The organism is Streptomyces sp. NPDC007901 (assembly GCF_042959465.1).
In the GTDB taxonomy this organism is placed as follows: domain Bacteria; phylum Actinomycetota; class Actinomycetes; order Streptomycetales; family Streptomycetaceae; genus Streptomyces.
Genome location: NZ_JBIBKW010000008.1, coordinates 383,554 through 406,333, shown reverse-complemented (window position 1 = coordinate 406,333; position 22,780 = coordinate 383,554). Strand labels below are relative to the sequence as shown.

At 72.9% G+C, this 22,780-nt stretch carries 21 protein-coding genes; 14 read left to right on the top strand and 7 right to left on the bottom strand.

The genetic code is table 11. From position 1 onward, the window contains the following. Positions 1-65: 65 nt before the first annotated feature. From ACFZDK_RS27280 to ACFZDK_RS27270, 3 genes are read right to left on the bottom strand one after another with little or no spacing between them, the layout of a single operon-like run. Positions 66-533 (bottom strand): NUDIX domain-containing protein, encoded by a 468-nt coding sequence (locus ACFZDK_RS27280; RefSeq protein WP_390976383.1) that lies wholly within the window; start codon positions 531-533, stop codon positions 66-68. Next, the gene (locus ACFZDK_RS27275; RefSeq protein WP_390976381.1) at positions 530-2,086 is read right to left on the bottom strand and encodes an ATP-dependent DNA ligase; all 1,557 of its coding nucleotides are present in this window, start codon (positions 2,084-2,086) and stop codon (positions 530-532) included. Before ACFZDK_RS27275 ends, ACFZDK_RS27280 begins: the two co-directional genes overlap by 4 nt. Positions 2,087-2,116: 30 nt before the next feature. After that, a complete protein-coding gene (locus tag ACFZDK_RS27270) occupies positions 2,117-3,046 on the bottom strand; it encodes an FAD-dependent oxidoreductase (RefSeq protein ID WP_390976379.1) in 930 nt (309 codons plus the stop codon). A gap of 78 nt (positions 3,047-3,124) precedes the next feature. Between ACFZDK_RS27270 and ACFZDK_RS27265 the strand changes: the two genes are divergently transcribed. The 6 genes from ACFZDK_RS27265 (at position 3,125) to ACFZDK_RS27240 (ending at position 8,367) form a co-directional block, all read left to right on the top strand. Continuing rightward, positions 3,125-3,697 carry a cupin domain-containing protein gene (locus ACFZDK_RS27265; RefSeq protein ID WP_390976377.1) on the top strand — a complete coding sequence of 191 codons (573 nt, stop codon included), beginning with the start codon at positions 3,125-3,127 and terminating at the stop codon, positions 3,695-3,697. Between the two features lie 109 nt (positions 3,698-3,806). Further along, the gene (locus tag ACFZDK_RS27260; RefSeq protein WP_390976375.1) at positions 3,807-4,775 is read left to right on the top strand and encodes a zinc-binding dehydrogenase; all 969 of its coding nucleotides are present in this window, start codon (positions 3,807-3,809) and stop codon (positions 4,773-4,775) included. Then, complete coding sequence (locus ACFZDK_RS27255) at positions 4,772-5,953, top strand: acyl-CoA dehydrogenase family protein (protein ID WP_390976373.1); 1,182 nt, start codon at positions 4,772-4,774, stop codon at positions 5,951-5,953. Before ACFZDK_RS27260 ends, ACFZDK_RS27255 begins: the two co-directional genes overlap by 4 nt. Continuing rightward, complete coding sequence (locus ACFZDK_RS27250; RefSeq protein ID WP_390976371.1) at positions 5,950-7,023, top strand: acyl-CoA dehydrogenase family protein; 1,074 nt, start codon at positions 5,950-5,952, stop codon at positions 7,021-7,023. Before ACFZDK_RS27255 ends, ACFZDK_RS27250 begins: the two co-directional genes overlap by 4 nt. Before the next feature lie 186 nt (positions 7,024-7,209). Beyond that, positions 7,210-8,070: a phosphatidylinositol-specific phospholipase C/glycerophosphodiester phosphodiesterase family protein gene (locus ACFZDK_RS27245; protein WP_390976369.1), complete on the top strand. Its 861-nt coding sequence runs from the start codon at positions 7,210-7,212 to the stop codon at positions 8,068-8,070. A gap of 102 nt (positions 8,071-8,172) precedes the next feature. Then, entirely contained in the window at positions 8,173-8,367 is a 195-nt protein-coding gene (locus ACFZDK_RS27240) for a hypothetical protein (protein ID WP_355720240.1), read from the top strand. 9 nt (positions 8,368-8,376) lie between these two features. On the opposite strand, the gene ACFZDK_RS27235 is transcribed toward ACFZDK_RS27240, so the two are convergent. The 4 genes from ACFZDK_RS27235 to ACFZDK_RS27220 all read right to left on the bottom strand — a co-directional run bounded on the left by ACFZDK_RS27235 (position 8,377) and on the right by ACFZDK_RS27220 (position 13,191). Continuing rightward, a complete protein-coding gene (locus tag ACFZDK_RS27235) occupies positions 8,377-9,618 on the bottom strand; it encodes a phosphodiester glycosidase family protein (protein ID WP_390976367.1) in 1,242 nt (413 codons plus the stop codon). A gap of 76 nt (positions 9,619-9,694) precedes the next feature. Beyond that, positions 9,695-10,060 (bottom strand): DUF779 domain-containing protein, encoded by a 366-nt coding sequence (locus ACFZDK_RS27230; protein ID WP_359222398.1) that lies wholly within the window; start codon positions 10,058-10,060, stop codon positions 9,695-9,697. 81 nt (positions 10,061-10,141) lie between these two features. Continuing rightward, positions 10,142-12,484, bottom strand: a complete 2,343-nt coding sequence (locus tag ACFZDK_RS27225; RefSeq protein WP_390976365.1) for an FtsX-like permease family protein — start codon at positions 12,482-12,484, stop codon at positions 10,142-10,144. Next, positions 12,481-13,191, bottom strand: coding sequence for an ATP-binding cassette domain-containing protein (locus ACFZDK_RS27220; RefSeq protein ID WP_390976363.1), 711 nt, complete (start codon positions 13,189-13,191; stop codon positions 12,481-12,483). The genes ACFZDK_RS27225 and ACFZDK_RS27220 overlap by 4 nt, the downstream gene beginning before the upstream one ends. A gap of 173 nt (positions 13,192-13,364) precedes the next feature. On the opposite strand from ACFZDK_RS27220, the gene ACFZDK_RS27215 reads away from it, so the two are divergent. From ACFZDK_RS27215 to ACFZDK_RS27180, 8 genes are all read left to right on the top strand, one after another. Next, positions 13,365-14,597 (top strand): histidine kinase, encoded by a 1,233-nt coding sequence (locus ACFZDK_RS27215; protein WP_390976362.1) that lies wholly within the window; start codon positions 13,365-13,367, stop codon positions 14,595-14,597. Continuing rightward, on the top strand, positions 14,588-15,280 hold the full coding sequence (locus ACFZDK_RS27210) for a response regulator (protein ID WP_390976360.1): 693 nt from the start codon (positions 14,588-14,590) through the stop codon (positions 15,278-15,280). The genes ACFZDK_RS27215 and ACFZDK_RS27210 overlap by 10 nt, the downstream gene beginning before the upstream one ends. 225 nt (positions 15,281-15,505) lie before the next feature. Next, positions 15,506-16,360, top strand: coding sequence for an ABC transporter permease subunit (locus tag ACFZDK_RS27205; protein ID WP_390976358.1), 855 nt, complete (start codon positions 15,506-15,508; stop codon positions 16,358-16,360). Next, positions 16,357-17,247: an ABC transporter permease subunit gene (locus ACFZDK_RS27200; RefSeq protein ID WP_390976357.1), complete on the top strand. Its 891-nt coding sequence runs from the start codon at positions 16,357-16,359 to the stop codon at positions 17,245-17,247. Before ACFZDK_RS27205 ends, ACFZDK_RS27200 begins: the two co-directional genes overlap by 4 nt. Before the next feature lie 37 nt (positions 17,248-17,284). Continuing rightward, entirely contained in the window at positions 17,285-18,934 is a 1,650-nt protein-coding gene (locus ACFZDK_RS27195) for an extracellular solute-binding protein (protein WP_390976355.1), read from the top strand. A 44-nt stretch (positions 18,935-18,978) separates the two neighbouring features. Beyond that, a complete protein-coding gene (locus ACFZDK_RS27190; protein ID WP_390976353.1) occupies positions 18,979-20,031 on the top strand; it encodes a substrate-binding domain-containing protein in 1,053 nt (350 codons plus the stop codon). A gap of 111 nt (positions 20,032-20,142) precedes the next feature. Next, the gene (locus ACFZDK_RS27185) at positions 20,143-22,002 is read left to right on the top strand and encodes a DUF2264 domain-containing protein (RefSeq protein WP_390976351.1); all 1,860 of its coding nucleotides are present in this window, start codon (positions 20,143-20,145) and stop codon (positions 22,000-22,002) included. Between the two features lie 31 nt (positions 22,003-22,033). Continuing rightward, positions 22,034-22,759 carry a hypothetical protein gene (locus ACFZDK_RS27180; RefSeq protein ID WP_390976349.1) on the top strand — a complete coding sequence of 242 codons (726 nt, stop codon included), beginning with the start codon at positions 22,034-22,036 and terminating at the stop codon, positions 22,757-22,759. Positions 22,760-22,780 lie beyond the last annotated feature (21 nt).

Sequence of the window (22,780 nt, the reverse complement as noted above, 5' to 3'; positions counted from 1 at the left end):
CCTGGGAGCGAGCTTGATATGACCTTCCCGCGCGGCCGGGCCGATCGCAACGTAGGGGGCTCTGTTCAGCCCGTGTGCTCCGCCAGCCGGTCGAGAAACGCGGCCTGGGCTTTGACGATCAGCTCACGGGCCCGGTCGGGGCCGAGCCAGGCCACCCGGTCCAGCTCCGGGAACTCCTGGATCCGGCCCGACCGCGGCGGCCACTCCATCACGAAGGTGCCGGGGGCGATCGAGGCCGGGTCCAGGTCGGCCTCGATCGCCCACGCCGTGACGATCTTGCCGTTGGTCTGCCGGACCTCACCGAGTCCGATGGCCTCGCCGTCCGGCGGCCGCAGGCCCAGCTCCTCCTGGAACTCGCGCCGGGCCGCCTCCCAGGGGGGCTCGTCGGGCTCGTACTCGCCCTTGGGGACGGTCCACGCACCCGCGTCCTTCTTCGCGAAGAACGGGCCGCCCATATGGCCGAGCAACACCTCAAGGCCGTTGTCGGTATGCCGGAACAACAGCAGTCCGGCGCTTCGCCTCGGTTCCGTCACGGCCGTACCTCCGGGTGGGCGGCCAGCAGGGTCTCCACGGTATCGGCCTCCTGAGGCCGCTTGTCCTCGCGGTAGCGGACGACCCGGGCGAAGCGCAGGGTGACACCGGCGGGGTAGCGGGTGGACCGCTGCAGGCCGTCGTAGGCGATCTCGACGACGAGTTCGGGTCGTACGGTCACCACCCAGCCGTCGTCCGAGACCTCCAGTTCCTTGAGGCGGGTGGTCTGCCATTCCAGCAGGGCGTCGGTCAGGCCCTTGAAGGTCTTGCCGAGCATGGCGAAGGAGCCGTCCGGGGTGCGGGCGCCGAGGTGGAGGTTGGAGAGCCTGCCGGTGCGCCGGCCGTGGCCCCACTCGGCGGCCAGGACGACCAGGTCGAGGGTGTGCACCGGCTTGACCTTCAGCCAGGAGGCGCCCCGACGGCCGGCGCTGTAGGGGGCGTCGAGCGCCTTGACGACCACGCCCTCGTGACCGCGGGCGAGGGTGGCCGCGAGGAAGTCCTCGGCCGCCGTCGTGTCCGCCGCGGCCGTCGAGTCCCCCGGCCCCGACACCAGCGCCCGGCGCACCCGCATCGGCTCGGGGACCAGGCGGGCCAGCCGCGCGTGCCGTTCGGCGAAGGGGAGGTCGAGGAGGTCGTGGTCGTCGACCGAGAGCGCGTCGAAGAAGACGGGGGAGACCGGGACCTCCCGCGCCGCCTTCGCCACGTCCGTCCGGGAGCCGACTCGGCCCGCCGTCTCCTGGAAGGAGCGGGGGCGGCCGTCGGCGTCGAGGGAGATCACCTCGCCGTCCAGGACGAACCGGTCGCCCGTCAGCTCCCGTGCGGCGGCCGTCACCTCGGGGAGGCGGTCGGTGATGTCGTCGAGGGTGCGGGTGAAGACGCGGACGGTGTCGCCGTCCCGGTGGACCTGGACCCGGATGCCGTCCAGCTTCTCCTCGACCGCGCAGGCGCCCAGCTTCGCCACCGCCTCCGTCACCGAGGAGGCGGTGTGCGCCAGCATGGGCAGCACCGGGCGGCCCACGGTGAGCCGGAACCGGGCGAGGGCCGGCGGCCCTTCCGCCAGCAGCGCCCCGGCCACCGTCTGCAGGGACCCGGCGAGCATCACCGCCCGGCGGACGTCCGCCGGGTCCGCGCCGGTCGCCCGCGCGAGCCCCTCCACGGCCACCGCGTCCAGGGCGCCCTGCCGCACCTCGCCGCCGATCAGCCCCAGCAGGAAGCGCTGCTCGTCCGCGGTCGCCGCGCCCAGCAACTCGCCCACGATCCGGGCGCGCTCGGCCTGCGAGCCCGGACCGGAGACCTTGCCCAGCCCGGTCAGCCGGGCGTCGACCTCACGCACGGTGAGGGACGGCTCGGCGGCCGGCGGGACCGGCCGGCTCAGCACCTTCCAGCCGACGCCGAGCCGGCCCTGCGGGAGCCGTCCGGCCAGGTAGGGGATGACGATCGGTACGTCGTCCGGGGCCGTCTCCCGGAAGAGTTCGGCGAGCAGCGCGGTCTTGCGGGACCGGGCCGCGGTGGCGGCCACCTCCCGGGACACTTCGGCGAGCCGGGTCAGCAGCATGCAGCCCATGGTGCAACGGGTGTGGCCGGACTACACCCGCACGGCCGCGTCCAGGTCCGCGAAGAGCAGCTCGCCGTTGATCGCCGCGCCGGCGCGGTAGCCCCGGCTCACCGCGTTGACCACCTGCTCGGCGAACCCGCTGGCGTTGCCCGCCGCCCACAGCCCCGGCACGGTCGTCAGACCGCGCTCGTCGATCACGGGGTAGGCGCCGAAGGGGGTCTCCGTCATCTCCGCGCCCAGCGCCCTGAGCAGGCCGTTCCGCGGAACCGGCCGCGGCGCGACGAACAGGGCCTCCCGCGCGTGCACGCTCCCCTCCGCCAGCCGTACGCCCGTGAGCCGGTCGTCCTCGATCCGCAGCCCCGCCACCTCGCCGGGCACCACGCGCACCCCGGCCACGGCCAGCCGGCGCAGATCGTCGTCCGTCAGCTCGGCCTCCTCGACCCGGTGCAGGAAGAGGATCACGTCCTTGGACCACTGGGTGACCATCAGCGCCTGGTGCACGCTCATCGCCGTCGTGGCGAGCACACCGAACGCCTGGTCGCGGACCTCCCACCCGTGGCAGTACGGGCAGTGCAGCACATCCCGGCCGAACCGCTCGGCGACCCCGGGCACGGACGGCAGCTCGTCCTTGAGGCCGGTGGCCACGACCAGCTGACGGGCCCGGACCGTGCGGCCGCCCGCCAGCGACACCGTGAAACCGTCGCCTCCGGTGGCGTCCACCGCCCGGTCCCGGACCAGTTCCACTCCGTACCGGGCGATCTCCTCCCGCCCCACGGCCAGGAACTCCTCGGGCGGCATGCCGTCCCGGGTCAGGAAGCCCTGCATATGGGCCGTCGGGGCGTTGCGCGGCTCGCCCGCGTCGACCACCAGGGTGCGGCGCCGGGCCCGGCCCAGCACCAGCGCGGCGGACAGCCCGGCCGCGCCGCCTCCGACGACGACCACTTCGTACGTATCGGTCACGGTGACCACCTCCGGGGCCGACGGTCGCGCACCGCCTGCCGGATTGACAAACGTCTTTGCCGAAACTGCAATACGACCATGGCCACGGACGACGTTCTCGCGGAGGTGGGCCCCCGGCTGCGCCGGATCCGGAAGGAGCGGGAGGTCACCCTGGCCGCCCTCTCCGAGACCACCGGCATCTCGGTCAGCACCCTCTCCCGGCTGGAGGCGGGGCTGCGCAAGCCCAGCCTGGAACTGCTGCTGCCGATCGCGCAGGCCCATCAGGTGCCCCTGGACGAACTGGTCGGCGCCCCGTCGGTCGGCGACCCCCGGGTCCGGGCCAAGCCCATGGAGCGCTACGGCCGCACCTTCTGGCCGCTGACCCGGCAGCCGGGCGGGCTGCAGGCCTTCAAGGTCGTGGAACCGAAGCGGAAACTCGACCCCGAGCCCCGTACCCACGAGGGCTACGAGTGGTTGTACGTGCTGTCGGGGAAGCTGCGGCTGGTGCTGGGCGACCACGACGTCGTCCTCGCGGCGGGGGAGGCGGCGGAGTTCGACACGCGGGTGCCGCACTGGTTCGGGTCGACGGGAGAGGGGCCGGTGGAGTTCCTCAGCCTGTTCGGGCCGCAGGGGGAGCGGATGCACGTGCGGGCGCGGCCGAAGAAGGCGTGACGGATCCGCTGTTACCCGGGACACGGTTCCCTGGATGACAAGCGACCGCTTAGTATGCGGTGGACCCCGGTCAGACGACGCAGTCGACGCAGTCCCGTGGAGGCACCGCATGCAGGCATGGCAAGTGCACGAGAACGGCGAGCCGAGCGAGGTGATGCGGCTCCAGGAGGTGGAGCGGCCCACGCCCGGCGACGGCCAGGTGCTGCTCAGGGTGCGTGCCGCCAACATCAACTTCCCGGACGTGCTGATGTGCCGGGGCCACTACCAGGTGCGCCCGCCGCTGCCGTTCACCCCCGGGGTGGAGATCTGCGGCGAGACCGAGGACGGGCGGCGCGTGATCGCCAACCCCGTGCTGCCGCACGGCGGTTTCGCCGAGTACGCGGTCGCGGACGCCGCGGCCCTGCTGCCCGCGCCGGACGCGCTGGACGACGCCGAGACCGCCGCGCTCCACGTGGGCTACCAGACGGGCTGGTTCGCCCTGCACCGCCGGGCGGCGCTCCAGGCCGGCGAGACGCTGCTGGTGCACGCCGCCGCCGGCGGGGTCGGCAGCGCGGCCGTGCAGCTCGGCAAGGCCGCCGGGGCGACGGTGATCGGTGTCGTCGGCGGGGCCGACAAGGCCGCCGTCGCGCGCGAGCAGGGCTGTGACGTCGTCATCGACCGACGGTCCGAGGACGTCGTCGCCGCCGTGAAGGAGGCCACCGGCGGGCGGGGCGCCGACGTGATCTACGACCCGGTCGGTGGCGAGGCCTACACCCAGTCCACCAAGGTCGTCGCCTTCGAGGGCCGGATCGTGGTCGTCGGCTTCGCCAGCGGCACCATCCCGAGCCCGGCGCTCAACCACGCCCTGGTGAAGAACTACTCCATCCTGGGCCTGCACTGGGGCCTGTACGCCACCAAGAACCCCAAGCTGATCCTGCACTGCCACGAGCAGCTCACCGAACTCGCCGCGAGTGGCGCCATCAAGCCGCTGGTGAGCGAGCGGGTGCCGCTGACCGAGGCCGCGGCGGCCGTGCAGCGGGTCGGTGACGGTGTCACCACCGGCCGGGTCACGGTCGTACCGAACGGAGCCGCAGCATGACCGACGCCGCCGAACTCCAGCGCCGCACCGCCGAGTTGCTGGCCGCGTATCCGGTGGAGACCACCGATCGGCTCGACTTCCTCAAGGCCCGCTTCGACGCGGGACTCGCCTGGGTGCACTATCCGGAGGGCCTCGGCGGCCTCGGCGCGCCCCGCTCCCTCCAGGCCGTCGTGGACGCCGAGCTGGAGGCCGCCGGCGCGCCCGACAACGACTCCCGCCGCAACGGCATCGGACTCGGCATGGCTGCGCCGACCATCCTCAAGTACGGCACGGAGGAGCAGAAGCGGCGCTTCCTGCGGCCGCTGTGGATCGGCGAGGAGGTCTGGTGCCAGCTGTTCAGCGAGCCCGGCGCCGGCTCCGACCTGGCCGCGCTCGGCACCCGGGCGGTGCGTGAGGGCGACGAGTGGGTCGTCAACGGGCAGAAGGTGTGGACGTCCGGCGCCCACAACGCCCGCTGGGCCATCCTCATCGCCCGCACCGACCCGAACGTGCCCAAGCACGCGGGCATCACCTACTTCGTCTGCGACATGACCGACCCGGGCGTGGACGTCCGACCGCTGCGGCAGATCACCGGCGAGGCCGAGTTCAACGAGGTCTTCCTCACCGACGTCCGCGTCCCCGACGCCCACCGCCTCGGTGAGATCGGCGACGGCTGGCGGGTCGCCCAGACCACGCTCAACAACGAGCGCGTCGCCATCGGCGGCATGCGGCTGCCCCGCGAGGGCGGCATGATCGGCCCGGTCGCGAAGACCTGGCGCGAACGCCCCGAACTGCGCACCCACGACCTGCACCAGCGGCTGCTGAAGCTCTGGGTCGAGTCCGAGGTCGCCCGGCTCACCGCCGAACGGCTGCGCCAGCAGCTCGTCGCCGGACAGCCCGGCCCCGAGGGCGCCGGCATGAAACTCGCCTTCGCCCGCCTCAACCAGGAGATCAGCGGCCTGGAGGTCGAACTCCGCGGCGAGGAAGGCCTGTTGTACGACGACTGGACCCTGCGCCGGCCCGAACTCGTCGACTTCGTTGGCCGGGACGCGGGCTACCGCTACCTCCGCGCCAAGGGCAACAGCATCGAGGGCGGGACCAGCGAGGTCCTGCTGAACATCGTCGCCGAACGCGTCCTGGGCCTGCCCTCGGAACCGCGCACCGACAAGGACGTCGCCTGGAAGGACCTCTCCCGATGACCGACCTGCTGTACTCGGAGGAGGAAGAGGCGCTGCGGGCGGCCGTACGGGACCTGCTCGCCGACCACTGTGACGCGCCGGGCGTCATCGCCCGCACGGAGTCGGACGCCCCGCACGACCTCGCGGCCTGGAAGGCCCTCGCGGACGGCATGGGGCTCGCCGGGCTGCTGGTCCCGGAGGAGCTGGGCGGCCAGGGCGCCTCGCACCGCGAAGTCGCCGTCGTCCTGGAGGAGTTGGGGCGGGCCGTGGCTCCCGTGCCCTATCTGTCCAGTGCGGTGGTGGCGACGGAGGCGCTGCTGGAGTGCGGTGACGAGGAACTGCTCGGGAAGCTGGCGTCCGGGCGGACGATCGGGGTGCTGGCCGTGGGGCTGCAGGCCGCCCCGGGGGCCGCGTTCACGACCGTACGGGTCGAAGGCGGGCGGCTGACCGGTGAGTTGACCGGGATCGCGGACGCCGTCGCCGCGGATGTGCTGCTGGTGCCGGGGGACGACGGCGGGCTGTACGCGGTCGCCGCGGACGCGGTGGGCGTCGCTCCTCAGGTCGCCTTCGATCTCACCCGGCCGCTCGCCACGGTCACCCTCGACGAGGCGGCGGCGCGTCGCGTGGGCGACGCCGAGCCCGCGGTACGGCGTGCGCTGCGGGCCGGGGCCGGGCTGCTGGCCTCCGAGCAGTTCGGTGTCGCCGAGTGGGCGTTGACCGAGACCGTGCGGTACCTCAAGGAGCGCAAGCAGTTCAACCGGCCGGTGGGCGGGTTCCAGGCGCTCAAGCACCGGCTGGCGCAGCTGTGGCTGGAGGTCGTCAACCTGCGGGCCGCCGCGCGGGGGGCCGCCGATGCGCTGGCCTCCGGCGGGGATGCGGATGTTCTGGTCGCCGTTGCTCAGGCTTACGCGGGGCCGGTCGCCGTGCGGGCGGCTGAGGAGGCGCTGCAGTTGCATGCGGGCATTGGTATGACCTGGGAACATCCGATCCACCTGTATCTGAAGCGGGCGAAGGCGGATTCGATCGCCTTCGGTACGGCGGGGGCGCATCGGGAGGCTCTGGCCGCATTGGTCGATCTCCAGGCGCCGTGATTTTCGGTTGTCGGGTGCGGGTGCGTGGGGGCTGGTCGCGCAGTTCCCCGCGCCCCTTCGGGGCGCCCATGAAGTGAACCGGGGGTGGCAGTCCAGCCAACTCGTCGCGGAGAAACACCCATTGGGCCCTGCTCGAACGCATACTCCCTTCGGTCCCTCATGGCCCTACAAGGGAGGCAGAGCATCATGGCCCTCACCACCCGTCGCAGAGCCCTCACCACTCTCGGTGCCGCCCTCGCCGGTGCCGTCGTGCTGCCCGGGCAGGCCTGGGCGGGCGGCGGTCACCGCGGCCCGCGGCCGCTGTGGCGTGCGCACGCCCACAACGACTACGAGCACACCCACCCCCTCTTCGACGCCCTCGGCCACCGCTTCGGCAGCGTCGAGGCCGACATCTTCCTCGTCGGCGACCAGCTGCTCATCGGCCACACCGTGGACGACCTCGACCCGAGCCGCACCCTCGAGTCCCTCTACCTCGACCCGCTGGCCGCGATCGTGAAGGCCAACCACGGCTCGGTGTACCGGGGGTGGCGGCAGCCGCTGCAGCTGCTGATCGACATCAAGACCGAGGGCTCCTCGACGTATCTGGAACTCGACCGTCATCTGCGGCGCTACCCGCACCTGTTCACGACGTACGCGCACGGCCGGGTCGTCCCCGGTGCCGTCACCAACGTCATCTCCGGTGACCGGGCGGCGCGCACGCCGATGGAGGCGCAGACCGTGCGCCGGGCCTTCTACGACGGCCGGCTCACCGACCTCGGCACCTCGGCGCCCGCCTCCTTCGTCCCGCTGATCAGCGACAACTGGACCCTCAACTTCACCTGGCTGGGCGAGGGCGACTTCCCCGAGACCGAGCGGCAGAAGCTGCGCGGGATCATCGCCGAGGCGCACGCGAACGGGCAGAAGGTCCGGTTCTGGGCGACCCCGGACGTCGCCGGACCGGCGCGCGACGCGCTGTGGGGCGAGCTGCTCGCCGCCGGAGTCGACTACTTCAACACCGACGACCTGGCCGGCCTGGAGACCTTCCTGGACGCCCACCAGGGGTCGTAACACCACTCGAACGGGGGACGTGTCAACCGCACCGACCAACCCTCCGCTACGCCACACTTGCGGCCGAACGCCTCGACATGGGCGTGGCGGAGGAGGTTCGCGATGGCCGTTTCCATCTCTGTGGTGCTGCTGCTCCTGTTTCTGGCGGTGCTCTTCATGCGCCAGGGCGCGCTGAAGATCTCGCACGCCCTGGTCTGCATGCTGCTCGGCTTCTATCTGGCCAGCACCAGCATGGCGCCCACCATCAGCAGCGGGCTGACCGCGACCGCCGACCTGGTCGGCAGCCTGCGGCCCTGAGCCGGGCGGTCAGGGTTTCCAGAAGACCCCGATCCCGTTCGCCACGGCCCGCTCCGGGCTGTCGGTCGGGTGGTTGAGCACGCTCACCGTCTTCGCCCCCGCGGTGCGGGCCACCAGTGTCGTGGAGCCGCCGCCGTCCAGGCTGAACGCATCGGCCGCGCCCAACTCCCGCATCTCGTCGGCCACTTCGGCGATGGTCATGCCGCTGCGGTAGGCGGCCGCGCCGTCCAGGGCGAGGAGCAGGAGCTTGTGGCCGCCGGTCGTGTAGCCGGCGGCGGTGCGCACGGCCGAGGTGGTGTTGTTCAGGCCGGCCAGCGGTTGTCCGTCGCGCAGCACCGGGTAGCCGCCGACCGCGAAGCGGTAGGGGATCCTGGAGGCCGACGCCACCATCCGCTTCCGTACCCTGACCCGCTCGCCCTTGGTGAGCGTGCGCAGCTTGTCCGCGCCCGCCTCCCGGCCCAGCAGGACGGTCGTACCGGCCGCGATCGCGCCGCTGCCCGGGGTGGCGGACGTGGCGACGACCCTGCCGTCGCGGATCCGCACCTCGTAGGTGTCCGTGCTGCAGCCGGCCGCGCGGCTGGTGTCCGAGCCGCAGGTGGCGCGCTTGCGGGAGACGGTGCCCCAGGCCGGGGTGTAGGCGCCGATGGAGTCCTGCGCCAGCGCGTACTGGTTGAGGCCGCGCAGCGCGAGGTTCCCGTCGGGGGTGCGGACCGTGCCGACGAGGGTCAGCCGGTCGAGCCGGGCCCGGCGGTCCACGCCGACGCCGAAGACGTCGGTGGTGTCCGTGCCGGGCGGCAGGGAGGGGCCGAACCGCTGGGCCGTCGGCACCGCCGCCTTGAGCAGCCGGCCCCGGGCGATCGCCGGGCCGACGCTCGCACCGGTCGCCGCGACACCCGGGTGCTGGGTCTCGGTGATGTTGAAGAAGTCGCCGTTCACGCCGGCGACCGCGCCCGCCGCGTCCGCCATCGCCGACACCTGGGCGCGGGCGGCCACCGCGTCCGGATGGAGCAGGTCCACGCGGACGTGCGGGTTGGTCAGGTCGACGGTCAGCAGATGGGCGTGGACCGTGCCCTTGGCCGCCGGGACGTCGAACTGCCGGTAGCTGACACCGGACGAGATCCGGCCGGCGCCCGACGCGGCGCCGGCCGGTGCCGCCCCCGCGAGGGCCGCACCGGCCAGCACGCCGGACGTCGTGGCGATCGTGAACAGAGTTCGGGTCGTCGCTGCAAATCGTCTCTGACGATGCGTCACCGCACCCCCTGATGTCTCGTCGACTTCCGCGGATATCAGGGGGCAGTGCAGCAGACGTGAGTGACCTACAGGTCTGCTAGACGTCTACTACACGAGAACGGGTGAGAAAACGCACCCCCTCGGGTGCTTCCAGCGAGAAACCGCTCCCTCGTCCGGGAACCACGTCCACGATCAGCCGGGTGTGGCTCCAGACCTCGTACTGGCTGCGGGACATCCAGAAGGTGACCGGCTCCGCGACCCCGTCCACCGCGAGTTCGGCCAGCAGCACGTCCGAGCCGCCGGTGCGGAACTCGCCGTCCGGGTAGCACATGGGCGCGCTGCCGTCGCAGCAGCCGCCGGACTGATGGAACATCAGCGGGCCGTGTTCGTCGTGCAGTCGGCGCACCAGCTCGGCGGCCTGCGGGGTGAGCTCGACGCGTGGAGGCGCCGTCCTGTCGTCCATGGTCACCGTCCTGGGGGCCGGGGCGTGCGATCCCCTCAGTCTCACGCCTCGTCACCGGCCCGTCCAGCAGCGGTCGTCGATCTACTCCGTGCGCAGCGCCGTCGCCGTGCGGACCCGGGCAGCCCAGCCCGCCGGGAGCAGCGCGCCGAGGACCGCGATCCCGGTACCGCCCAGGGCGAGGAGGATCAGCTCGGGCGTCCGGTAGACGTCGAGGACGGCGTCGGGCAGGCGCAGTCCCGCGCTGTCGCCCATGGCGGGCATGACCGTGCGGTGCACCGCGAGGCCCAGCGGTACGCCCAGCAGTCCGCCCACGACGCCGGGCAGGACGACCGAGGCGATCACCAGCGTCACCGTCTGCCGGGGTGTCATCCCGAGCGCCTTGTGGATGCCGAGGTCCCGGATGCGCTCGCGGGTGTCGAGGACCACCCCGCCCAGCACGCCGAGTCCGGCCACCGCCACCAGGATCAGGGTGAGCGCCGCCGCCAGGGTGTCGAGGGCGACCACGGCGTCACTTCCGTTCACCGACTTGGTGTCGGTCGCCGTGACGTCGAGGGACTTGAGCGCCGCGTTCAGGTATGTCACGTACGCCTTCGTGTCGGTGCCCGGCACAAGCCGCACGGCGTGCTCGGAGGGGTGCAGGTCCGGGGCGGCCGTCCGGAGCGTCGCCAGGTCCGTGAAGACCCGCATGCCCTGCTGTCCCGTGTCGAAGACCTCGCCGACGATCCGGATCCGCACCGGCGAACCGTCCACGGTGAGAGTGACCGTGTCGCCCACGGCGGCTCCGCTCGCGGTGAGGAACGGGGTCGGCACCACCGCCTCGCCCGCGGCCCGGATCCAGCGGCCGGAGACCATCACGAAACCGCCCCAGGAGGCGTCCCCCTCGTAGGCGACCACCGGGACGTCGCCCGTCACCCCGGAGACCTTGGCCTCGGTCGTGGCGCTGCCGTACTGGTCGCGGGTGCCCGGCTGGGCGGCGATCGCGGCCCGCACGGCGGCGGCCCGGGCGGCCGTCACCCGTGGCACGCCCGGTCCGACCGGCACCGGACCCGCCGGCCGGTCGGCGCCCACGGTCACCTCGGCCGCGTTGTGGTTCTTGGCCGCGATCACCTCGCCCAGGGACGCGGCCATCCCGACGGCGAAGGTGACCGCCGCCGTGCCGAAGGCGATCGCCGCGACCATCGCGACGGCGCGGGCGGGCCGCCGGAAGGGGCGGGCCAGCCCCAGGCCCACCGGCCGGGGCAGCGGCAGCCGTGCCGCCAGCCGGGCCGCCGTACGGCCCCGGCCCGGTGCCGGGGTGCGCCCCACGTTCAGCGCGTCCACCGTGCGCAGCCGTCCGGCCCGCCAGGCGCCGGCGCACGCCGTGCCCGCGACCACGCCCAGCACCCCGGCGGCGACGCCCAGATCGACCCCGGCGGAGACCCCGAGCCCGACCGAGCCGTACACGGCCGAGGTCTCCGCCAGCAGCGGCGCGGCCAGCAACTGTCCGCCGAGCACGCCCAGCCCGGTGCCGACCGCGGCCGGCACCAGCGCCTGCGCCATGTAGGCGCGGACGACCTGCCCCGGAGTGCAGCCGACCGCCTTGAGCGTGCCGATCCGCCGCAGTCCGGTGCCCACCGCTCCGGCGACCACGTTCCCGACGACCAGTGCCGACATCACCAGGCCCAGCACCCCGAAGGCGACCAGGAACGGCACGTACAGGGCGGTCTCGCGCGTGGCGAACTCCCGTACGGAGAGCCAGGACCGAGCTCCCGAGAGCGCGTTCTTCGGCACGGTCGCCGCCACCGCCGCGCGGTCCTGGGCGACCTCGGCCTTCGTGGCCGCGTGGGCGAAGCGGTAGAGCATCTGGTAGCCGTCGGCGCGACCGGACCGGGTGAGCCCGGCGACCTGCGCGGGCACCACCCACGCGTCGGCGGTACGGCTCACCGAGCGGGCGGTGCCGACCACGGTGAGCGTCGGGCTGCCGGGCAGGTCCGGGAAGGCCAGCCGCTGCCCGAGCCGCACGGGCGGTCCGTCCGGGTCCGACGCGAGCACGATCTCACCGGTCCGCCGCGGCCACCGGCCCGAGGTCACCGTGAGCCGGTCCACCGCTCCGCCGGGATCCGCCCGTCCGACGACCGACAGCGCGCTCGCGTGCTCCGGCGTGACGGTCGTCGTCGGGAACGGGCCGGAAGCCTCCGTCACCCCGGACGCGTGGGCGGAGGTGGCGAGTTGGGCCGTGCTGGCCCGGCGCGCGTCGAACTGCGCGGTGAGCTGGGCTCCCTGCCGGCGGGCAAACGCCTTGTCGAAGGGTGCCCGCGAGGCCACCAGCAGCGCACCGGCCAGCACGGACGCCGTCACCGCGAGCAGCGTGGCCAGCGCGATGACCAGCGTCTGGGTACGGCGCCGGGCCATGCCCGACCGGACCACCCGGACCAGGACGCTCATCGGACCGCCTCCGTCGCGACGTCGGTCTCCGTCGCGGCATCGGTGGTGATGCCGCCGTCGGCGAGGTGGACCGTGCGCCGGGTGCAGGCCCGGGCGAGATCGTGGTCGTGGGTGACCAGGACCAGGGTCTGGCCGTCGGCGTTCAGCTCCCTGAGGAGCCGGGCGACCTCGGCGCCGGACGCGGAGTCCAGGGCGCCGGTCGGCTCGTCGGCCAGCAGTAGCGCGGGTCGGTTCATCAACGCCCGTGCCACCGCGACGCGTTGGCGCTGGCCGCCGGAGAGCCGGCCCGGGTAGGCCGCCGCCCGGGCCGCGATGCCCAGCGACTCCAGCAACTCGTCCGCCCTGCTGCGGGCCTCGCGCCGCCCCGCCCCGGCGAGCCGGGCGGGCAGCACGATGTTGTCGGCGACGGTCAGGTCGTCCAGCAGGTGGAAGAACTGGAACACCATCCCGACCTTCGCCCGCCGGTAGCGGGCCGCGCCCGCCTCGCCGAGCCGGTCCACCCGGACGCCGTCCACGGTCACCGTGCCCTCGTCCGGCCGGTCCAGGCCCGCGACCAGGTTCAGCAGCGTCGACTTGCCGCTGCCGGAAGGCCCCAGGACCGCGACCGCCTCCCCGGGCGCCACGGTCAGGGTCACGTCCAGCAGGGCGGGCGGTCCGGCGTCGTAACGCCTGGTCACGTCCCGCAGTTCGATCAGGGGTGTCGTCATGGGTGGGTCTCCGTCCCTCGGTGGCCGCCGACGCTAGGGAACGGGGCGGGGCGGGCACGACGGGCGCGGGGCGTAATCGCCGTACCGCGTCGGAGGTAAGGGCGGCCGGGTCATCCCTGAGATGTAGTCGAGGGAGGGATGCCCGGGGGCCGGGCAGCGTCGAGAATGGGGCGATGACGACGACAGGGGCGCCCGCCCCGCTGGCCCGACTGCGCGCGCTGGCCGGGCCGAACGGTCCCGTGCCCGCGCCCACCCCGCGGTCCCGGCTCTTCGACGCCGCTCTCGCCCTGGTCGTCCTCGTCGCCGAGATCGACTACGCGGTGGACCCGGATCTGCCGACCGGGCGGCACGGCACGGCAGGCCTGGTCTGTCTGGTCCTCCTCGCCTCCGTGCCGCTCGCCTGGCGCCGCCGCTACCCGCTGGCCGTGCTCTGGATCGTGCTGGCGGCCAACATGCTCACCCCCGCGGACGTTTCCCGGCTCACCTTCTACGCCTGTGTCATCGCCGCCTACAGCGCGGCCGCCTTCAGCCCCCACCGGGTGGCGGCGATCGCCACGCTCGCGCTGGCCGTGCTGCTCACCTTCACGATCGGGAGGTCCGTCCCGCACACCCCCTTCGGTGTCGAACCCACCGTCCCCACCCAGTACGTGCCGCTGATGATCTCCGCCCCCCTGGTGGTGGTCACCGTCGGACTGCGGAGCTGGAAGGTGCGGGCGGCCGAGAGCCGGGTCCGGCTGGCGGAGGTGGAGCATCGGCAGGCCGAGGCGCTGCGCAGCGCCGTCGCCCACGAACGGGCGCGGATCGCACGGGAGTTGCACGACGTCGTGACGCACAACGTCAGCGTGATGGTCATCCAGGCCGGTGCCGCCCGCAAGATCATGGACGCCGAGCCCGAACAGGCCCGCGAGGCGCTGCTCGCCGTGGAGGCGGGCGGCCGTACGGCGCTGGGGGAGCTGCGGCAGGTGATGGGACTGCTCACGATGGACGACGACTCCGACGAGGCCGAGTTGGAGCCGCAGCCCGGTCTGGAGCGGCTCGGGCCGCTGATCGACCGCACCCGCGGCACCGGTACGCCCGTGGAGCTCACGGTGTCGGGGACGGTCCGGCCGCTGCCGGGCGGGGTCGAGCTGACCGCCTACCGGGTGGTCCAGGAGGCGCTGACCAACGCCCTGAAGCACGCCGGGGGTTCGAGCGCCGTCGTGCGGGTCGACTACGGTGAGCGCGAACTGCGCGTCGAGGTCACCGACTCCGGCGGCACCCCGGGACCGGCCGCCGCGACGGGCAACGGGCGCGGACTGGTCGGGCTGCGCGAGCGGCTCGCCGTGCACGGCGGCACCCTGAGCAACGGGCCGTGCCCGCTGGGCGGTTACCGGGTCCGGGCCCTGATCCCCCTGGAGTGCACGTGAGTTCACCGACCGGCTCTTCGCCGAGTCCGCCACGGGTCGTCGTCGCCGACGACCAGGCCCTGGTGCGCACCGGCTTCCGGCTGATCCTCACCGCCGACGGCATCGAGGTCGTCGGCGAGGCCACCGACGGCCGGGAGGCGGTGGACGCGGTCCGGCGCACCCGGCCCGACGTCGTCCTGATGGACATCCGGATGCCCGAGCTGGACGGCCTGGAGGCCACCCGCCGGATCCTCGCCACCCCCGACCCGCCACGGGTCCTGATGCTGACCACCTTCGACCTCGACCGGTACGTGTACGCGGCGCTGTCCGCCGGTGCCAGCGGCTTCCTGCTGAAGGACGTCACACCCGAGCACCTCACCGCCGCCGTCCGCACGGTCCGCGACGGCGACGCGCTGCTGGCACCCGCCATCACCCGCCGCCTCGTGGAACGCTTCGCCCGGGCCGGCGCCGACTCCGCCGCCCTGCACCGCGACCTCGCCCACCTCACCCCGCGCGAACTCGACGTCCTGCGGCTGCTCGCCCAAGGGCTCTCCAACGCCGAACTGGCCGCCCGCCTCCATCTCTCCGAGGCCACCGTCAAGACCCATGTCTCCCGCGTCCTCGGCAAACTCTCGCTGCGCGATCGCGCCCAGGCCGTGGTCGTCGCCTACGAGACCGGACTGATCACCCCGGGCAGCCGGTAAGGGCCCTTCCTGACAAGGCAGTTGTGTCAGAAGTGTTGACCCGTCTTCTGGAAACGTTTTAACTTCCCCTCACCCAGCACCCCTTGGTGAGGAGGCTCCGTGGCAGCGATGCTGCGTGAGCGTCCGGGTAGGGCGGCCGTCGGGCAGACACGCCGCCGTTCACCGGGCGTTCGGAACGGCCGAAAAGGTTTTCAGAAACGCCGCGGCGGGACGCTGATCCTGCTCATGCTGCCGGGGCTCGCCTATTTCCTGGTGTTCCACTACGGGGCCCTGCTCGGCAACGTCATCGCCTTCAAGGAGTACGTGCCCTTCGACGGCCTCTGGGGGAGCCCCTGGGTCGGACTCGGCAACTTCCGGCGGATGTTCGGCGACCCCGAGTTCTGGGACGCGGTCCTCAACACGGTCTGGATCGCCCTGCTCCAGCTCGTCTTCTACTTCCCCGTGCCGCTCGCCCTCGCCCTGCTGCTGCACAGCCTCACCTGGTCGACCGTGCGCCGGTTCGTGCAGTCGGTGGCCTATCTGCCGCACTTCATCTCCTGGGTGATCGTCGTCGCCCTGTTCCAGCAACTCCTGGGCGACACCGGCATGCTGAACGGCTACCTCGGTGACGCCGGGCTGCACACCGTCGACATCATCGGCAACCCGCACGCCTTCCGGCCGCTCGTCGTCGCCCAGGTGATCTGGAAGGACGCCGGCTGGGGCACGATCATCTTCCTCGCCGCGCTCACCCAGGCCGACGAGCAGCAGTACGAGGCCGCCGCGATCGACGGCGCGGGCCCCTGGCGGCGGTTCTGGCACGTCACCCTGCCGGCCGTCCGACCCGTGGTCGTGCTGCTGCTGATCATGCGGCTCGGCGACATCCTCTCCGTCGGCTTCGAGCAGATGCTGCTCCAGCGGGACGCGGTCGGGCCGCAGGCCGCCGAGGTCCTCGACACCTTCGTCTACTACCAGGGCATCGTCGGCGGCGACTACGGATACGCGGCCGCCGCGGGCCTGTTCAAGGGCCTGATCGGCGCCCTGCTCGTCTACGCGGCCAACAAGGTCGCCCACCGGCTCGGCGAACAGGGGGTCTACATATGAGCGCCCAGGCGTACCGGCCCGGCTGGATGGAGAAGCCGAAGCCCGTCACCCAGGCGGGCAAGGCGGTGGCCCTGACGGCCGTCGTGCTGCTGGTGTGCGTGCCGTTCCTGGTGATCGTGTCGACCTCGCTGGCCTCCCAACGCGAGGTCGTGGCGAACGGCGGCTGGGTGCTGTGGCCGGAGCACCCCACCCTCAAGGCGTACCGGGACATCCTCGACGGCGGCATCGTCACCCACGCGCTCGGGGTGAGCGCCGGAGTCACCGTCGTAGGCACCCTGCTCAGCCTCGCCTGCACGGTCACCCTCGCCTACGCCCTGTCCCGCCCCGGCGTCGCCGGCGGCCGCCCGGTGCTGCTGCTCGTCCTGTTCACCTTCCTCTTCCCGCCCGGGATGATCCCGAGCTTCCTGCTGGTCAAGGACCTCGGCCTGCTCGACACCTACGGCTCGCTGGTCCTGCCGGTCCTGGTCAACGTCTTCAACCTGGTCGTCCTGCGCGGCTTCTTCCAGGGCATCCCGGCGGAGCTGTACGAGGCGGCCCGCCTGGACGGCGCCGGCGACCTGCGGGTGCTGTGGTCCGTCGTGCTGCCGCTGTCGAAGGCGGCGCTCGCGGTCGTCGGCCTGTTCTACGCGGTCGCCTACTGGAACTCCTGGTTCTACGCCTCCCTCTACCTGGAGAGCGACCACTGGCCGCTGCAACAGGTGCTGCGCACCTACGTCGTGGCCGGTTCCGGGCTCACCGACCAGACCATGGGCGACGGCACCGTCAACGCTCCGCAGACCATCCAGATGGCGGTGCTGGTGATCGCCACCGTGCCGATCCTCGCCGTCTACCCCTTCCTGCAGAAGTACTTCACCAAGGGCGTGCTCACCGGCGCCGTCAAGAGCTGATCCACCGTCAACAGCGCTCCAGGAAAGGTCACTCGCCATGCCCAGCATGTCCAGACGCGCCCTGCTGCGTACCGTGGCCGCGGGTGGCGCCGCCGCCTGTGCCCCCGGTCTGCTGACCGCCTGCTCCACCGCCCCGGACAACGGCGACGTCTCCAACGCGGGCAAGAAACTCGCCCCCTGGCCCGCCCATGTGGCAGCCGCCGGACCGAAGCCCGACCTCGCCCCCACCACCGCGGGCGTCCAGGCCGGATACCTGACCTACCCCTCCGACCTGACCACCTCGGTCAAGCGCACCCCGGGCGACGGCTCCACGATCCGCGTCATGTCGGTCACCTTCGGCACCCCGCCCAAGAGCGCCTCGCGGAACCGGTACTGGGAGGCGGTCGAGAAGGCCCTCGGCGTCAAGATCGAGTTCACGGTGATCCCGCAGGCCGACTACCAGAAGAAGATGGCCACCGTCATGGCCGGCGACCCCGACTCGCTGCCCGACATCCTCAACGTCTTCTCCGGCTTCGCGCTGCCCCGCGAGGCCCAGTTCGTCCAGCGCAGGGCCGAGGACCTCACCCCGTACCTCTCCGGCGCCGCCGTCCGCGACTACCCCAACCTGGCCGGCATCCCCACCGACGCCTGGCGGGACATGGGCCGTATCGGCGGCCGGATCTACGGCATCCCGCTCGAACGCCCGCTGCCCGGCTCGACGCTCTGGCTCAACCAGGGGATGTTCACCGACGCCGGGATGACGGACGGCTGGACCTCCGAGGACTTCGCCGCCGTCGCCGCGAAGGCCACGCACGGCAGGACGTACGCCCTCGGCGCCGCCGCCGGCTCCCTGTTCGGCAACGCCGTGCACGCCGCCGCCCACAACGCCCCCAACACCTGGGCGGTCGACGCCAAGGGCGTCTTCCACCCCAACCTCACCGACGAGCGCTACCAGGCGGCCGTCGCCTACCAGGCCGCCCTGCGCAAGAGCGGCGACTACCACCCCGACGCCACCTCGATCTCCTCCGCCGACCTCGGCACCCTCTTCCTCAACGGCACCGTCGGCTCCCTCCAGGACGGCTTCGGCGCCTACCAGAGCCGCTACCCCGACTCCAAGGGCCTGCTGACCCCGGCGCCCGCCCTGCCGTACAGCGTCGGCGGCACCCCCGGCGGCATCGTCGCCGCCCGCCGCTCCTTCGGCTACACGATCCTCAAGACGGCGAAGAAGGAACGCATCGAGATGCTGCTCAGGCTCCTCGACTACCTCGCCGCCCCCTTCGGCACCGAGGAGTGGGAGCTGAGCCACTACGGCCTTGAAGGCGTCCACTTCACCCGCGGCACGGACGGCTCGCCCGAACCCACCAGGCTCGGCGAGGTCGAGAACGTCACCAACCTGCCCTTCCGCTACCTCGCCGAAGGCCCCCAGGTGCTGTTCGTGCCCGGAATGCCCGACGCGGTACGGGCGCTGCACGACTGGCAGACCAAGGTCGTACCGGTCGCCGTCCGCAACGCCGCCTACGGCCTCAAGTCCGCCACCGAGACCGCCCAGGGCACCACGCTCAAGGCCCTGATGGACGACACGATCACGGCCGTCATCGCCGGCCGCGCCTCGATGTCCGACTACGACACCGCCGTGGCCCGATGGCGGGCCCGGGGCGGCGACAGAATGGCCGAGGAGTACGCCAAGGAGTACGCCGCGGGCAGCTGAGGCGGCGGCACGACAGGGCCGGGTACGAGGGGAACAGGAGCGGCATGACGACGGCAAAGGGGCGGGTCACGATCCGCGAGGTCGCCGAACGGGCGGGGGTGTCCGTGGCCACCGTCTCGCGGGTGCTCAGCGGCAACTACCCGGTCCCGCCCGCCACCCGCGCCCGGGTGCTGCGCGCCGCCCGCGCGCTCGACTACGTCGCCAACGCGCATGCGCGGGCCCTGGTGGGCGGCGGCCGGAAGATGGTCGCCGTCGTCCTCCGCCAGGTCACCAGCCCCTTCTACGCGCAGGTCGCCGAGGGCGTCGAGGCCGAGGCCGCCGCCCACGGCTGGCTCTGCCTGGTCGGCACGACCGGCGGCGACCCGCAGCGCGAGATGGAGTTCGTGCAGCTGATGCGGGAGGAGGGGGCGCGGCTGGTGATCCTGGTCGGCGGGGTCGTCGAGGACGACGCGTACCGGGAGCGCGTGGCGCGGTACGCGGAGGCGCTGGACGCGGCGGGGTCCCGGCTGGTGCTGTGCGGCCGCCCGGCGCCGGTTCCTGACATACCCGCCCTCGTGGTCGAGTTCGACAACGAGGCGGGGGCCCGGGCCATCACCGGGCATCTGCTGTCGGCCGGGCATCGGCGGATCGTGTTCCTCGGGGGGCTGCCCGGCAACACGGCGCTCGATGCGCGGGTCGCCGGGTATCGGGCGGCGCTTGCGGAGTACGGGCTGCCGGAGGAGGCGGCGTACGTGGTCGACTGCGGGCTGGGGCGGACCGCCGGGTTGCGGGCGATGACCGAACTCCTCAAGGGGGAGCGGAAGTTCACGGCCGTGGTCGCGGGGGACGACATGGTGGCCGCGGGGGCGTTGCGGGCGATCGCCGACGCCGGGTTGCGGGTGCCCGAGGACATGTCCGTCGTCGGGTACAACGACATACCGCTGGCCGAGGACTTCAGTCCGCCGCTGACGACGGTGCGGACGCCGGCGGAGGAACTGGGGCGGGCCGCGGTGCGGTTCGCGTTGCGGGATCCGGAACAGGTGGCTGGAGCGCGGCACCTGCTCGGTACGCACATTGTGGTGCGGGGGAGTGTCGCTGCCGTGGAGAGGCCGTCGTGACGGTGCGGGTGGGTGGGGCTGGTCGCGCCCACGCGGCGGAGCCGCATATTGACACAGCCCCGCGCCCCTTTCGGGGCGCACGACAAGCCGTCGGTTGAAGGAGGACCCCTTTTGCTGCCGCCGTCCGACCATGTCCTGTCGTCCATTACCGGCTGGACCCGTGGTCACTGGGAGAACACCGCCGATCGGCTTCTGGACGGTCTACTCCCTTATGCGTCACCGAAGTTCGCCCAGTACCGGTTGCCCGGTCGGGTCAGTCACTCCGGGGAGTGGTCCGACGGGCTCGAAGGGTTCGCGCGGTCCTTCCTTCTTGCCGCGTTCCGTATCGCGGGCTCCGGAGGTGAGGTCGGGCCCGCGCTCGTGGAGCGGTACGCGGCCGGGCTGGCCGCCGGTACCGATCCGCGGCACCCCGAGCGCTGGCCGCCCATCACCGATCGGGGGCAGCCGATGGTCGAGGCCGCCTCCGTGGCGGTGGCGCTGCACGAGTCGCGGGTGTGGGTGTGGGACCAGCTGGACGAGCGGGTGCGGGAGCAGGTCGTCGAGTGGCTGTCGGGCTTCGTCGGTGCTGTCGTCAACGACTCCAACTGGCGGCTGTTCCAGGTGATCGTCGAGGAGTTCCTCGCATCTGTCGGCGGGCCGTACCGGCGGGGCGAGATCGATGCCGGGCTGGCGCGGCTGGACGACTGGTACCGGGGCGGGGGCTGGTACACCGACGGGGACGGGCGGAAGTTCGACTACTACAACGCCTGGGCGCTGCACCTGTATCCGGTGCTGTGGGCGCGGATCGCGGGGGAGCGGGCGGACCCGGGGACCGTGGCCCGGCATCGTGCGCGGCTGCGTGAGTTCCTCGGGGTCCATCAGTACTTCTTCGGCGGCGACGGGGCCCCGGTCCATCAAGGGCGCTCGCTCACGTACCGGTTCGCCGCCGCCGCTCCGCTGTGGGCCGGTGCCCTCGCCGACGCGACCCCACTGCCGCCGGGGCGTACCCGCCGGCTGGCGTCGGGCGCCCTGCGGCACTTCGCCGAGCGCGGGGTGCCCGACGAGCGGGGGCTGCTGACTCTTGGCTGGTACCGGCCCTTCCTCCCCGTCACCCAGAGCTACTCGGGCCCGGCCTCCCCGTACTGGGCGAGCAAGGCCTTCCTCGGTCTTCTGCTGCCCGCCGACCATCCCGTGTGGACGGCACCCGAGGAGCCCGCCCCGATCGACACGGCGGACGTGTCCCTGGCCCTGCCCGCGCCGGGCTGGCTGCTGCACGGCACGGCCGCCGACGGGATCGTACGGCTCGTCAACCACGGGACGGACCGGCTGCCGCCACCGCCCGCCGAGGGCGAGGACAGCCCGCACTACGCGAAGTTCGCCTACTCCAGCGCGACGGCGCCGCAGACTCCGACAGGCCCCGACAACCACATCGCCCTGCTCGCGGACGACGTTCCCGGTCGACGGGGGCGTATCCGTCCGCTGTACGCCGAGGGGCGGGCGGCCGCCTCCTGGCACGCGCCGGTCGGGGGCCGTATCGCCACGGCCAGTGCGGTGCACGGTCCGTGGGAGGTGCGGGTCCATCGGGTCGAGGCGCCCGCCGGGACGGTCGTACGGGTGGGCGGCTGGGCGATCGCCGACGACACGGCAGCTCTGGAGACGGAGTGCGGGGACGACTGGGCGCTGGCCCGGCGCGCGGACGGACTGACCACGGTCCTTGCCACGCTCGTCGGCCCGCCCGGCGGTACCGCGGCGGTCGAACGGGCCCGTGGCCGCGACGCCTTCGGCGAGCACTCCGCCACGCCGCTGCTCACCGTGCTCCACCCCGGCGGCACCCTGCTGCTGGCCACCCTCGTCGTCCTCACCGCGGATCCGGCCGTCCACGGGGACCCGTACGCCCTGCGCACCGGCACCCGTGTGACGCCGACGGCTGAGGGCGGGGTGGAGATCTGCTTCCCGGACGGGACGGGATCGCTGCTCGCGCCCCTACCCTGAAACTGGGGGACGGGGACGGGGGCGGGGCCGGATGCAGTTCATCGAGGTGACCGGGCTGGCGGGGGTGCGCTCCGCCGTCATTCGGTTCCGGCGGCCGGGTTCGGGGCTGGAGTTCCTGCTCTTCCCGATGATCCATCTGGGCGAGGCCCAGTTCTACCGGGAGGTCACGTCCCGGCTGCGGGAGCGCTGCGACCTGGTGGTCGCGGAGGGGGTGGGGGAGGGGTCGCCGGGCGCGGACGCGCTGGTGGCCTCGTACGCCCGGCTGGACGGGCACGAGCGGCTCGGGCTCGTCGTGCAGGACATCGACTTCGACTCCCTCGGGGTGCCCGTGATCAACCCCGACATGAGCGGCGCGGAGTTCGAACGGGGCTTCCGGCGGCTGCCGTTGCAGGAGCGGGTGGTGCTGGCCGCGGTGGTGCCCGCGATGGTGGCCGGCATGCGGATGTTCGGCACCCGCCGCTATCTCGCCCGCCACCTGACGACCGAGGACCTGCTGACCGATGCCGAGGAGGCGGCGCAGGACGCCCTGCCCGGTCTGGACGACCTGGTCATGCGCCGCAGGGACCGGCTGCTCACCAGGGCCCTGACCGACGCCCACCGGGCCTGGGGCGAGCGGTCCGGAAGCTTCACCGTCGGCGTCGTCTACGGCGCCGAGCACATGCGGGCCGCGTCCCGCACCCTGACCGAGCTGGGCTACCACGCGGCGGACGCCGAATGGCTCACCGTGTTCCTGGTGGAGCCGCCGGTTTCCGGGTGACCTCGGATTCCTCCCGCACAC

Excerpts from the sequence above, each read along its gene's own strand:
- ACFZDK_RS27205 (WP_390976358.1), top strand. The coding sequence starts at position 15,506 with ATGCTGCCGGGGCTCGCCTATTTCCTGGTGTTCCACTACGGGGCCCTG.
- ACFZDK_RS27180 (WP_390976349.1), top strand. The coding sequence starts at position 22,034 with ATGCAGTTCATCGAGGTGACCGGGCTGGCGGGGGTGCGCTCCGCCGTC.
- ACFZDK_RS27230 (WP_359222398.1), bottom strand. The coding sequence starts at position 10,060 with ATGGACGACAGGACGGCGCCTCCACGCGTCGAGCTCACCCCGCAGGCC.
- ACFZDK_RS27200 (WP_390976357.1), top strand. The coding sequence starts at position 16,357 with ATGAGCGCCCAGGCGTACCGGCCCGGCTGGATGGAGAAGCCGAAGCCC.
- ACFZDK_RS27275 (WP_390976381.1), bottom strand. The coding sequence starts at position 2,086 with ATGCTGCTGACCCGGCTCGCCGAAGTGTCCCGGGAGGTGGCCGCCACC.
- ACFZDK_RS27225 (WP_390976365.1), bottom strand. The coding sequence starts at position 12,484 with ATGAGCGTCCTGGTCCGGGTGGTCCGGTCGGGCATGGCCCGGCGCCGT.
- ACFZDK_RS27255 (WP_390976373.1), top strand. The coding sequence starts at position 4,772 with ATGACCGACGCCGCCGAACTCCAGCGCCGCACCGCCGAGTTGCTGGCC.
- ACFZDK_RS27260 (WP_390976375.1), top strand. The coding sequence starts at position 3,807 with ATGCAGGCATGGCAAGTGCACGAGAACGGCGAGCCGAGCGAGGTGATG.
- ACFZDK_RS27190 (WP_390976353.1), top strand. The coding sequence starts at position 18,979 with ATGACGACGGCAAAGGGGCGGGTCACGATCCGCGAGGTCGCCGAACGG.
- ACFZDK_RS27215 (WP_390976362.1), top strand. The coding sequence starts at position 13,365 with ATGACGACGACAGGGGCGCCCGCCCCGCTGGCCCGACTGCGCGCGCTG.
- ACFZDK_RS27240 (WP_355720240.1), top strand. The coding sequence starts at position 8,173 with ATGGCCGTTTCCATCTCTGTGGTGCTGCTGCTCCTGTTTCTGGCGGTG.
- ACFZDK_RS27195 (WP_390976355.1), top strand. The coding sequence starts at position 17,285 with ATGCCCAGCATGTCCAGACGCGCCCTGCTGCGTACCGTGGCCGCGGGT.
- ACFZDK_RS27220 (WP_390976363.1), bottom strand. The coding sequence starts at position 13,191 with ATGACGACACCCCTGATCGAACTGCGGGACGTGACCAGGCGTTACGAC.
- ACFZDK_RS27250 (WP_390976371.1), top strand. The coding sequence starts at position 5,950 with ATGACCGACCTGCTGTACTCGGAGGAGGAAGAGGCGCTGCGGGCGGCC.
- ACFZDK_RS27265 (WP_390976377.1), top strand. The coding sequence starts at position 3,125 with ATGGCCACGGACGACGTTCTCGCGGAGGTGGGCCCCCGGCTGCGCCGG.
- ACFZDK_RS27245 (WP_390976369.1), top strand. The coding sequence starts at position 7,210 with ATGGCCCTCACCACCCGTCGCAGAGCCCTCACCACTCTCGGTGCCGCC.